General features: G+C 30.2%; 11 protein-coding genes. 2 read left to right on the forward strand and 9 right to left on the reverse strand.

Features of this window, described 5'->3' with window-relative positions; translation table 11 throughout:
* Window positions 1-2 precede the first annotated feature (2 nt).
* The 8 genes from CXF68_RS05555 to CXF68_RS05590 are packed head-to-tail and all read right to left on the reverse strand — an operon-like array spanning window position 3 to window position 8,232.
* Window positions 3-755: an SH3 domain-containing protein gene (locus CXF68_RS05555; RefSeq protein ID WP_101043349.1), complete on the reverse strand. Its 753-nt coding sequence runs from the start codon at window positions 753-755 to the stop codon at window positions 3-5.
* The gene (locus tag CXF68_RS05560; protein ID WP_101043350.1) at window positions 755-2,518 is read right to left on the reverse strand and encodes a BatD family protein; all 1,764 of its coding nucleotides are present in this window, start codon (window positions 2,516-2,518) and stop codon (window positions 755-757) included. The genes CXF68_RS05555 and CXF68_RS05560 overlap by 1 nt, the downstream gene beginning before the upstream one ends.
* Window positions 2,519-2,569: 51 nt before the next feature.
* Window positions 2,570-3,373 (reverse strand): tetratricopeptide repeat protein, encoded by an 804-nt coding sequence (locus CXF68_RS05565; RefSeq protein WP_101043351.1) that lies wholly within the window; start codon window positions 3,371-3,373, stop codon window positions 2,570-2,572.
* Window positions 3,374-3,382: 9 nt separating this feature from the next.
* Window positions 3,383-4,429: a VWA domain-containing protein gene (locus tag CXF68_RS05570; protein ID WP_198553753.1), complete on the reverse strand. Its 1,047-nt coding sequence runs from the start codon at window positions 4,427-4,429 to the stop codon at window positions 3,383-3,385.
* Between the two features lie 2 nt (window positions 4,430-4,431).
* Window positions 4,432-5,439, reverse strand: coding sequence for a VWA domain-containing protein (locus CXF68_RS05575; protein ID WP_101043352.1), 1,008 nt, complete (start codon window positions 5,437-5,439; stop codon window positions 4,432-4,434).
* A complete protein-coding gene (locus tag CXF68_RS05580) occupies window positions 5,426-6,340 on the reverse strand; it encodes a hypothetical protein (RefSeq protein ID WP_101043353.1) in 915 nt (304 codons plus the stop codon). The genes CXF68_RS05575 and CXF68_RS05580 overlap by 14 nt, the downstream gene beginning before the upstream one ends.
* Before the next feature lie 30 nt (window positions 6,341-6,370).
* Window positions 6,371-7,234, reverse strand: coding sequence for a DUF58 domain-containing protein (locus CXF68_RS05585; RefSeq protein ID WP_101043354.1), 864 nt, complete (start codon window positions 7,232-7,234; stop codon window positions 6,371-6,373).
* A gap of 8 nt (window positions 7,235-7,242) precedes the next feature.
* Complete coding sequence (locus CXF68_RS05590; RefSeq protein ID WP_101043355.1) at window positions 7,243-8,232, reverse strand: MoxR family ATPase; 990 nt, start codon at window positions 8,230-8,232, stop codon at window positions 7,243-7,245.
* 209 nt (window positions 8,233-8,441) lie between these two features.
* Here CXF68_RS05590 and CXF68_RS05595 point away from each other — a divergent pair, with 209 nt between their 5' ends.
* Window positions 8,442-11,093, forward strand: coding sequence for a TonB-dependent receptor (locus tag CXF68_RS05595; protein WP_101043356.1), 2,652 nt, complete (start codon window positions 8,442-8,444; stop codon window positions 11,091-11,093).
* 64 nt (window positions 11,094-11,157) lie between these two features.
* On the opposite strand, the gene CXF68_RS05600 is transcribed toward CXF68_RS05595, so the two are convergent.
* Window positions 11,158-11,925 carry a UDP-2,3-diacylglucosamine diphosphatase gene (locus tag CXF68_RS05600; protein WP_198553754.1) on the reverse strand — a complete coding sequence of 256 codons (768 nt, stop codon included), beginning with the start codon at window positions 11,923-11,925 and terminating at the stop codon, window positions 11,158-11,160.
* A 62-nt stretch (window positions 11,926-11,987) separates the two neighbouring features.
* Here CXF68_RS05600 and CXF68_RS05605 point away from each other — a divergent pair, with 62 nt between their 5' ends.
* Complete coding sequence (locus CXF68_RS05605; RefSeq protein ID WP_101043357.1) at window positions 11,988-12,440, forward strand: nucleoside deaminase; 453 nt, start codon at window positions 11,988-11,990, stop codon at window positions 12,438-12,440.
* The last annotated feature ends 83 nt before the right edge of the window (window positions 12,441-12,523 follow it).

Raw genomic sequence — 12,523 nt, forward strand, 5'->3', positions numbered from 1 at the left:
TGTTATAATTCTTTTAAATTTTTAGTTAACACCCATCCTGTTTTTCCGTCTGTTAGTTTAATTTTTTTCCATTCATCTACGGTATCGAGTACGTTAACCTTTGTTCCTTCGTGTAAAGTAAATAATTTGTCAGCATCTTTTGTAGGTGCATTTTTTACTTTAATTTTTTCTAAAAAAACAATAGCTTCAATAGCGTTTTTCGATAGATTATATTGTGTATAGGTAATGGTTAAAGTAATTATCAGCATTAAAAAAGCTAAAATACTAGCGGTGAAAAAAAGTCTTTTTTTACTAGGGGTGAAGTAAAAATAATAACATAAAAACAAAAGAGATGCCAAGAAAGATAGTATTATGGCAAAGACAGCCCAAGTGTTATATGAGAATTTTTGAAAGAAATTTTTATTTATTTTTTGAAGAATAGAGGTCGGTAATTCATCAATTCTATCTAAAGTTAAACGTTTTACTATAATTAAATTATTCTGAGCATCTTCATTTAAAGGGTTTAATTGAAGTGCTTTTTCATAATTATAAATAGCAGGAGCAATTTGGTTTAATTTAGAAAATGAGTTACCTAAATTAAAATATAATTCAGATGAAACACTCTTAGTGCTTTCTATCTTCTGGTATAATTTTATAGCTTCCTGATATTTACCATCTTTATATAAATTATTAGCACTAGCAAACAGTTCATCAGCTGTTTGTGCTGATATAATGTTTGAAATTAAAAACAATAATAGTATAATAACCTGTTTCATTATAATTGCTTATCTAATTCTGTTATTACTTGTTTTGCCTTTTCATATTCCTCTTTCATTTGCACTTTTGTAATAGGAGTATACCTAGCAAAATCACAATCGTTAAAAACGGCAATAAAGTTTTTTATGGTTTCTATATTAACACGCTTTTCTTCTAATAATTGAGTGATTTTATCACGACTAATATCTAGGGTTTCTATACCTAATTTAGCTTTTAAATAATTATGCAATGCCCTTTCTAAGGCTTCATAAAAAGGTTCTTTGTTTCCTAGTTTTTTTTGTGCTTCAGATAAATATTTTTTAGCTAATCTATTAGCTTTTCTTTGCTTATTACCAATTATATCACCGTCGCGCTCTTCTTTTTTTCTATTAATATAAATAGCTAAAGGGATGATTATGATAGGTAAGAGTAACAAAATATAAAAAAATATAGATTTAAAGAAATCATTTGTAGTTATTGGTTGAAAATCACTTGATGTTTGGATATATTTAAAGTCATCTCCAGTAATTTTTACCTCTTGTTTGTTTGTTATTTTGTTATCTGTACTTATAGGTAATTCTTTTCCTTCTAAAACATCAACGTATAAGTCATTTGTCGTTATCGTTTGATATACTTCTTCTTTAGGATTAAAGTAAGAAAAACTAGTTTTAGGAATTTTATATTTTCCTTTAAATTCAGGAACCACAGTATAGGTGTCAGCAATTGATCCTCTTAATCCATTAGATGTAACACTAACTCTTTCTTGTCTTTCTGGTTGATATACTTCTAATTCTTTAGGTGTTGTTATTTTTGGAAGTTCAAATAATTTTAAATTCCCTTTTCCTCTAACAGCTACTTTTATTTGTGAAGATTCATTCGCTTTTAAGGTGTGTTTATTTAAAGAAACATTAAAAGAATATTCACCAACTGCACCTGTAAAATTTAAAGGTTTATTATTAAGTGGCAATGCTTTTGCATAAATAGTCTTTTTAGGAGAAAAGAATTCTTTACGAATTTGTTTTGTAGATAAATTTCCAAAAAAATCGGCACCACCAGTAGGAACAGCAACAATAATCTCCATTTTCATAGGATCTATTGTTAATTTACCTTCTTTTGTTGGGATTAACAGCGCTTTGTGTAGTACTGCGTAACGATAATTTTCTCCGTTATACTTTCCTTTTTTTACAGAAGTTCCGTTTCTTTTAATTTCTTGATTCCAGAAGCCATTATATTGTGGGTTTTGAGTAATTGCATTATCGTAAATACCTACATTATTACTAAAGTATAAACGATATTCAACATAAATACTCTCGCCTACATAAGGTTTTGATTTAGAAAGTTCAGCAACTAAATGTATATTTTGATCAGCAATATAATTGGGGTCATTAGGATTTTTCGGAATATCAACAGCGCTTAGAACAAATATCTTTATGGTATTAGATAAAACTTTTTTTCCATCAATATCAATTGTAGCAGCTGGTATATTGAATTCCCCCTTACGTTTTGGCTGGATTATATAGGTATATGATTTAGAAAAAGTAAATTTTCCATTTATCCAAGTTTGACTTACAGATTGACTAGGGCCACTTACAATTCTAAAATTAGTAAAATTAGGAACCTTAAAATTATCTGCAGCTTGATTGTTTGTAGAAAATTCAATACGTAAACGTTGGTTTACACCCAATTTATTTTTACTAACGCTAGCTTTTAATGCAGATTTTTGTGCATTAATACCAAGTGTAGTAAAACAAATTAATAACAATATGTATAATTTCAACTTCATATTCATTTTAAAAAAACGTAAAAATAATTTAAGATGTTAACAATTGGAAATTTACCAATCTTTTTCTTGTTTTACTTTCCTTCCTTTCGATTTTTTAACATTCATTTTCTTTTGAGTCTTCTTCTCTTCATTGTTTAGACTTTCTAACAATTGTTTCATTTGTTCTGGAGACATTTTTCCTGGTTGAGGCTTTTGTTTTTGATCTTTTTTATCTTTCTCATTAGGCTTTTTTTGATCTTCAGGATTCTTTTTTTCATCCTTTTTGTCTTTGTCGTCGCCTTTTTTATCTTTGTTCTTGTCCTTATTTTTGTCTTTGTCGTTCTTGTCCTTTTTATCTTTCTTATCCTTGTTGTCCTTCTTATCTTTATTTTTGTCTTTGTTTTTATCCTTTTGCTGTTGTTTTTTTAAGTTCTTTTGGGCGACAGCTAAATTATAACGAGTTTCATCGTCATTAGGATTTTTTCTCAATGCATTCTTATAAGCATCTACGGCTTGTTGATATTGTTTTTGCTCCATTTGGGCATTTCCAATATTATGATATGCTTCTGCTTTTGCAAACTTATCTTTTGATGTTTTTGCTGTTATTTCAAATTGAGCAACAGCTTCTTTGTATTTTTTTTCTTGGTATAATGTATTTCCAAAATTGTAACTAGCCTTATCGTATTGACTATCTTTTCCTAATGCCTTGCGGTAAGAAATTGCAGCGTCACCAAATTTTTGTTTATTATATAGTTTATTTCCTTCACGCAGTAAATTACGTGCTTCACGTTGTAACTTTAAAGTGTCTTGTTGCGCATAATTATTTACAGAGAACATAATTAGCATTAAGAACATAACGTATGGTAAAATCTTCATCTTATTTAGTTACTTTTTTGAATGTTCGTTAAATAAATCTGCTTTTTTAACCCATTTAGTTTTTCTTTCGAAGAAAAATAAATCAATTATTAAGAATAGTAACCCTATTCCTAAAAACCATTGAAATTGATCTTTATAATCAGAAAATTGTTTCGTTTCGAATTCACTTTTTTGTGCATTGGTAATAATTTTTTCAATGATTTCAACCGGGTTGTCCGTTTTGTTACCATCAATATATTTTCCGTCAGAAGCATGAGCTATATCTTGTAAAACAACGGCTTTTCTTTTGGTAATTACAGTTTCACCTCTTCTATCTTTCTTATAGCCAATAAGTGCACTATTTAATTTTATAGGAATAGGCCCTCCTTTTTCTGTACCTACACCAATAGTATATACTTTTACACCTTCGTTAGATATGTTTTGCGCTAACTGTTTTGTTTCTTCTTGATGATCTTCACCATCAGAAATTATGATTAAAAAGCGATTAGTTTGCTCATCGTTATTATAATAAGTTTTAGCTAAGTTTAATGCTTCGTTAATTGCTGTTCCTTGGCTCGAAACCATATCTGGATTTGCATTTTGTAAAAACATTTTTGCTGCCGCATGATCAGTTGTAATTGGTAGTAAAGGATATGCATTTCCTGCATAAATAATAATTCCAACCCTGTCACTTCCTAATCTATCTATAATTTTAGAAATTATTTGTTTTGATTTTTCTAATCTATTTGGAGCAATATCCTCTGCTAACATACTTTTTGAAACATCTAAAGCAAAAACAACATCAACACCTTCTCTTTTTACAGTTTTTAATTTAGTTCCCATTTTTGGGTTTACCAAAGAAATGATTAAAAATGAAATTCCGATTAAAAAGAAAATCAATTTTAAAACCGCTTTAAAGGTTGATGAATTCGGAGCTATTTTAGCTAAAAGTTTTGCGCTTGCAAATTTTCTCTGCGTTCTCTTTTTCCACCATAAAACCAACAAGAAAACTACAATTATTATTGGAATAATTATAAAAAGATAAAAATATACTGGTTCTTCGAATCTATATAACATGTTTATATAAAACTTTTAAAAAGTGTGTTTTTTAATAAGAATTCTAGTAACAAAAAGATACCTGCTATTAATACCAGTAATCGGTATTCTTCAGTGTAATTATAGTATTTAAATTCCTCTATTTTTGTTTTTTCTAGTTTATCAATTTCATCATAAATAGCTTTCAGTTTAGAATTGTCTGTAGCTCTAAAATATTTACCATCTGTTTCTTTAGCAATATGTTTTAATAAATTCTCATCTATTTCTACTTGTTGATTTCTAAAAGAAATCCTCCCAGTTCTTGGATCTTTTGCCCAAGGAAAAAGAGCCATTCCATTCGTTCCAATTCCAATAGTATAAACTTTAATATCGTTTCCTTTTGCTAGTTCTGTTGCTGTTTTTGGGTCTACAAATCCAGCGTTATTTACACCGTCAGTTAAAAGGATAATAATTTTACTTTTTGCTTTACTTTCTTTTAATCTATTTACAGCAGAACCTAGCCCCATTCCAATAGCGGTACCACTTTCTAATTGTCCCCATTTAATTTCAGAAATGGTTCTTTTTATGATAGATTTATCACTTGTAATAGGTGTTTTGGTAAAACTTTCTCCGGCATAAGCTACGATACCTATTCTGTCATTAGGTCGACGATTTACAAAATCGATAGCCACCTTCTTTAAAGCTTCTAATCGATTTGGTTTTAAATCTTTTGCCAACATACTTGCAGATACGTCAATTGCCATAACAATATCAATACCTCGGTTTGTTTTAGTTTTTTTGCTTACCGCTACATTTCTAGGTCTTGCCAAAGCAACAACTAAACAAGTTAATGCTAATAACCGTAATAAGTAAAGTAAAGGTTTTAGTTTACTTATTATAGAACCTTGTACTTTAAAGCCCTTAACACTTGATATTGTTAATTGAGCGCTGTCTTTTTTTCTAGAATAAAAATTCCAGAAAGCTAATAACGGAATTAATAGGAGTAACCATAAAAATTCAGGACTATGAAATTCAAAATTATTCCAATTCATCTGCTACTTCTTCTTTAGGTTTTAAATTATCTATTACAATTTTAGCATCTTTACGATCTTGCTCAATTTGATGCGCCATCGGTTTAGATTTTGCAAATTTCACTAAATCGGATTCTTGTAATAATTTTTTTAATTTATAAATAGTTTCTTTATCCGTCTCAATAGATTTTACGTCATTAAAATCAGTTAAAAGATCAATTAACTCATCTGTTGTTATTTCTAAAGCTGGTACGTTTAACTCTCTTTCTATGTAACCTCTAACAATTTCTGTTAGCTCACTATAATATTTTTTAACTTTATTATTTTGCCAAAGTAATTTGTCATCTAATTGCTGCAATTTTTCGATAGCTTCTTCATAAGGAGGTAATAAAGGAATAATGACTTTTTCTATTTCTTCTTTTTTGTTTTTGAAAACAAAGAAATAAAGTAATACTATAATTATAGCGAGTACTGCAAATATCCACCAAATATAGTTTTTGAAATCATCAAACTGATATGCCTCTCCTTTAATGCCTTTTATAGGGAATTTTTTTATTTTTGTAGTATCAATAGCTATAGTCGTAACATTAATAAGTAAGCTATCAGTTAAATATGCTTGGTTTTTAATGAAAATTTGTTGTTGAGGAATGTAAAAAGCACCACTATCAAAACCAGTTAAAATGTATTTTTGAACTAATTTGTTTTTAATCGTATCAATTTTTAGAGTATCAAGAATCTCTAAGCCTTTTAAATTTTTTAATTTAGGAATGATAACATTTTCAGTTTCATTCACAGAAATTTTATACTGAAATTGCTCCCCGATACGAATATTAGTAGTGTCAATTTCAACTTTTACTTTGCTAGATTGTGAAAATCCAACACTATAAATAAGTAAGAGTATATAGAGTAATTTAGTTCTCATTTTTATTCTGTCAATTAAAGTAAACAATTTTTATTTTCGTTTAAAATAGCCTAATAATTTTTTTACGTAACCTTCATCTACACGAGTATTAATTGTTCCAGAACCACTTTTCTTAAAAGTAGTCTCAAAATAATCAGCTAATCGTAAAGCATTGGCTTTGTATTGATTTCTTACAGAAGCTGAGCTTGTGTTTACCAAATGTGTGTTTCCTGTTTCAGCATCAACCATCGGTACCATTCCTAAATTAGGAATTTCTTCATCATGTTTGTCATATACACGAACACCTGTTACATCGTGTTTGTTTCCAACAATTTTTAAGGTACGTTCGTAATTATCATCCATAAAATCAGAAAGCACAAATACAATAGCTCTCTTTTTCATAATATTTGATAAAAACTTTAAAGCTTCACTAATATTTGTTTGCCTGCTTTTTGGTTTAAATTCTATTAATTCTCGAATGATTCTTAAAACATGACTTTTCCCTTTCTTAGGAGGAATAAATAGCTCCATCTGATCAGAAAATAAGATCAATCCAACTTTGTCATTATTTTGAGTAGCAGAAAAAGCAAGTGTTGCTGCAATTTCGGTAACGGTATCTTTTTTAAATTGTTCAGAAGTACCAAAAGACTCCGAACCAGAAACATCAACAACCAACATCATGGTTAGTTCTCTCTCTTCTTCAAAAACTTTTATATAAGGTTCGTTATAACGTGCAGTTACATTCCAATCAATAGCTCGAACATCATCTCCGTATTGGTATTGGCGTACTTCAGAAAAAGTCATACCACGACCTTTAAAGGTTGAGTGGTATTCTCCTCCAAAAATATGATTAGACAAACGACGGGTCTTAATTTCTATTTTACGAACTTTTTTTAGTAATTCTTTCGTGTCCATATAATAATTTAAGGCACTTGTACTTCGTTTATAATTGAGTTAATAATATCAAGTGAAGTGATGTTTTCAGCTTCAGCTTCATATGTAATTCCAATTCTATGACGCAAAACATCATTTACAATTGCGCGAACATCTTCTGGTATTACATAACCTCTTCGTTTAATAAAAGCATAACATTTTGCTGCTTTTGCTAAATTAATACTTCCACGAGGAGAGGCACCAAAACTAATTAATGGTTGTAATTTTTCTAAATTATATCTTTCTGGATAACGAGTAGCGAATATGATATCAAGAATATATTTCTCAATTTTCTCATCCATGTATACTTCGTTAACAAACTTACGAGCGTTTATAATTTGTTCTATTGAAACTACAGGATTTATTTTTTCATAACTTCCACTTAAATTCTGACGCATAATTAACTGCTCATCTTCAAGCTTTGGATAATCAATAACTGTTTTTAACATAAAACGGTCAACCTGAGCTTCAGGAAGAGGATATGTTCCTTCTTGTTCAACAGGATTTTGAGTTGCCATTACCAAAAAAGGTTCTTGTAACTTAAAAGTTTCATCACCAATTGTAATTTGACGCTCTTGCATTGCTTCTAATAAAGCAGATTGCACTTTAGCAGGAGCACGGTTAATTTCATCAGCCAATACAAAATTGGCAAAAATTGGGCCTTTTTTAATAACGAAGTCACTTTCTTTTACATTATAAATCATGGTACCTACAATATCCGCAGGTAATAAATCGGGAGTAAACTGAACACGACTAAAGCTACCTTGTACAGCTTTAGATAAAGTGTTTATCGCTAGGGTTTTTGCCAGTCCAGGAACACCTTCTAGTAATATGTGTCCATTACCAAGAAGTCCAATAAGTAATCGTTCAATCATGTATTTTTGACCAACGATGACTTTACTCATTTCATTTGTTAGTAAATCAACAAAAGCGCTTTCTCTTTCGATTTTCTCATTAATAGCTCTTACATCTACATCCATAGTAATTAAAATATATTATAATTTCGTGAAACAAAACTACAATAATAAGAAAATAAGCGCTGTTAAAGTATGGTTAAAGATAAAAAGGATTTTTTTAAAAGGTAAAAAATGTGATTTTTAAAGATTTAGTTGTTTTAATGTGTTATTAGTATGTTTTTATGTTAAAAAATTGTTATTATTGTTATATCTAATCTGTAAAACTATAAATTATGAATTTAAAATTAAAGTTGTTTTTTTTGAGTTTTTTCTTAACCACGGTTGTAATTTTCTCTCAGCAAATTAAAGGTAAGGTTGTTGATGAAAGCGGTGCTCCGCTACCTTTTGTTAATGTTTTAGAAAAAAACACGATTAAAGGTGTTAGTACAGATGGACAAGGAGAATTTGTTTTAAATGTAAAAAAGATACCACTCACTTTAGTGTTTTCTTCAGTCGGTTTTGCTACAGTAGAGCAAATAATTTCTGATAATTCCTATATAACTATAACTCTAATAGCAGGTAACGTATTAAATGAAATAGTATTAACAGGTAACCGTTCAAAGCCTAGAACTATTTTAGATTCAGCAGTGCCTATTGATAATGTAAGTGTAAGAGAACTACAAGCTACAGGTCAAACTAGTATTGACCAAATGTTAACATACGCAATACCTTCTTACAATGCTAGTAGTCAGACAGTTTCTGATGGTACTGCTCATTTTGATCCAGCGGATTTAAGAGGGTTGGGGCCAAGTAGAACTTTAGTATTGGTAAACGGTAAACGTAAGAATCAGAGTGCTTTGGTATATGTAAATGACACACCTGGTAAAGGAGAAGTAGGGGTTGATATGAAAAGTATACCTACAGCGGCAATTGAAAGAGTTGAAGTTTTACGTGATGGAGCATCTGCTCAATATGGTTCTGATGCAGTTGCAGGTGTTATAAACATTATTTTAAAGAAAGGTGTTGATTTTACGCAAGTAAATGTAAGCTCTGGGGTAACAAAAGAAGGAGATGGTTTTAATGCAGCAGCTGATGTAAATCATACTTTTACATTTGGAGATGGAGGTTTTTTAAATTCAACATTAGGTGTAAGTTATCAAGAAAAAACAAATAGAGCAGGAGAGCCTGGTAGAGATAATTTATTTGGAATTGATAATCAATGGACAAAAGATAACCCATCTTTAGGTATGATCATTGGTCAGCCTGAAATGAAAAAAGGAGATTTGTTTATTAATGGAGAGTACCCTTTAAGCGAGAATACAATATTATATGCTTTTGGTGGTTTTAATATTAGACAAGGTAAAAGTTTTGCACTTTATAGATTACCTGGTTTCCCTGGGATACCTACAGGTTCAGCAGAGAACCCATTTAACACGGCAGGGGTTTATGAAGGTTTTCAACCAACTTTTGAAACAGATATTAAAGATGTTTTGCTTACTGCGGGAAGTAAATTCAAGTTAGGAGGATTTAACGCAGATGCGAGTGTTTCTTATGGAGGTAATTCAGTGGGGTATACAATAGGAAACTCTTTTAATGTGAGCTTAGGGACAAATAGTCCAAAGTCTTTCGATGCTGGAGCATATGCTTTTAGTAATATTATAGGGAATTTTGATGTGAGTCGTTCTTTTGGAGATGTAAGTATTGCTTTGGGGGTTGAAGGACGTCAAGAACGTTTTGAAGTTACAGCAGGAGAAGAAGCGTCGTATGTTCAAGGACCAGAAAGAGATATAAATGGAGATCTTTATGGAGCAGGAGTTCAATCATTTCCAGGATTACAGCCAAGCAATGCTTTAGATGAAACAAGAACTAATATAGGTGGGTATGCGACTTTAGATTGGGATATTTCTGATGATTTCTTAATAGGAGGAGCTGCTCGTTATGAGAATTATTCTGATTTTGGAGGTAATACTTCTTGGAAAGTAAATTCAAGATATAAGTTAGGAGAAGCAGGGGTATTACGTGCTTCATATGGTACAGGGTTTAGAGCGCCGTCATTACATCAAGTATATTTAAGTAATGTACAAACATTGGTTTCTGGAAGTACAATTTCTAATCAAGGAACATTCAATAATGTAAATCCAATAGTAACTGGAATAGGTGGTTTAGGAGTTGCTTCATTATTTGCTGAAACATCTAGAAGTTTCTCTGCCGGTTTAACAGTTAAAGCATCTAGAGACTTTACAATTTCGTTAGATTATTATAATATTACAGTCGAAGATAGAGTTGTGTTTTCTGGTGAAATAGGTGGAGTTGATGATAATGGTAATGCAAACGCGGCAGTACAACAAGTGTTAGATGATAACAGTGTAACTAGTATTAAATTTTTTATAAATGCTGCCGATACTAAAACACAAGGTTTTGACTATTCAATGCGTTATAAAAATATTGATTTTGCTTCAGGGAAATTAGGACTTAATTTAGCTTTAAATATAAATAGTACAAAATTAGAGGGAGAAGTAAAAACACCAACTAAATTATCAGGATATAAAAATGCTATTTTTAATAGAAAAGAGCAGTCAAGAATTATTAGTGCTAGACCAAGTACTAAAGTTTTATTCGGGACAAACTATAAGCTTAATAAGTTTACTGCAAATTTAAATAATACGTATTTTGGTGAAGTAACATGGCAACATGCTGTTGATGCTAGTAAAGATCAAACATTTGGAGGTAAAATAGTAACTGATTTATCTTTTGGATATGAATTTTCAGAAGTTATTTCTTTCACTGCACAAGTAAATAACTTATTTGACGTATATCCAGATCAGATAGATACTAAAGGTGATGTTGTAACTGATTTAGGAGGGCGTTTTAAATACCCTTGGGAAGTAAACCAATTTGGGTTTAGCGGAACAATTTTTAAAGCTGGTTTAACATTTAAATTTTAGTGTAATACTATTCAAAATGAAATATATAACTCATAAAAAAAGCACCTTTTTAAAGGTGCTTTTTTTATGAGTTATATTCTTTTAAAGACAATTTTTTATTTTCAAAAACACCATAAGTAAAATAGTTTACCCAATCACCAGTGTTTATATACATACTGTTTTCTTGTAATTTAATTTCTAAAGGAAGGTGGCGATGTCCAAAAACAAAATAATCATAATTTTCTGTTTCTAGTTTGCGTTTACAATACTGTACTAGCCATTCTTTGTCTTCGCCTAAAAACTTAAAGTCTTCATCACCAGAAATCATTTTGTTTTTAACCGACATGTATTGTCCTAAACGCACTCCTAAATCTGGGTGTAACCAACGAAATAACCATTTAAAAGGTTTAAAAATAAAAACTTTTTTCATTCTTTTATAGCCTTTGTCATGTGGACCTAAACCGTCACCATGCCCTATTAAAAGCGTTTTACCGTCAATATTAAATTTTTGAGGGGTGTGAAATATAGGAATGTTTAATTCTTTTTCAAAATAATCATTCATCCATAAATCGTGATTTCCAACAAAAAAATAAATAGGAATTCCACTATCTTTAATTTCAGCAAGTTTTCCTAAAACTCGAACAAAGCCTTTTGGAACAACGGTTTTATATTCAAACCAAAAATCAAATAAGTCACCTAATAAAAAAATAGCTTCTGCATCTTCTTTAACTTCATTTAGCCAACGAACAAATTTCTGTTCTCTAGGAAAACTAGTTTCAGTGGTAGGTGCTCCTAAATGTTGATCTGAAGCGAAATATACTTTTTTATTGTTGGTTGTTTTAATTGAAATCAAATTGTATTTTTTGGTAAAAATAACTAATTTGAGCTACTTTTGTAATAAACGCTTAGAATACCATGGAAATAAATCCGTTTGACGATACTTATTTTATGAAAAAAGCTTTGAAAGAAGCTAATATTGCTTTTGATAAAGGGGAAGTGCCTGTAGGGGCAGTTATTGTTTTTAAAGATAAAATTATTGCAAGGGCTCATAATTTAATAGAGCTTTTAAATGATGTTACCGCACATGCCGAAATGCAAGCTTTTACTGCTGCTGCAGATTTTTTAGGTGGTAAATATTTAAAAGACTGTACGCTTTATGTTACTTTAGAGCCTTGCCAAATGTGTGCAGGAGCTAGTTATTGGACGCAAATTGGTAAAATTGTTTATGGAGCAAGTGAACCAAGATTAGGGTTTAGTATTTTGGGAACGAAATTACATCCAAAAACCAAAATTGTATCAGGAGTGCTAGAAGAAGAATGTAGCTTTTTGATAAAACGATTTTTTATAGAAAAACGTAATTTGAATTAACTCAATTATTGCTACTAAGAGTAAGAAATCTATTAATTAGAATGAATAGATTACTTCACTACATTAGTAATAACAAAATGAAT

This window comes from Tenacibaculum sp. Bg11-29 (assembly GCF_002836595.1).
GTDB lineage: Bacteria > Bacteroidota > Bacteroidia > Flavobacteriales > Flavobacteriaceae > Polaribacter.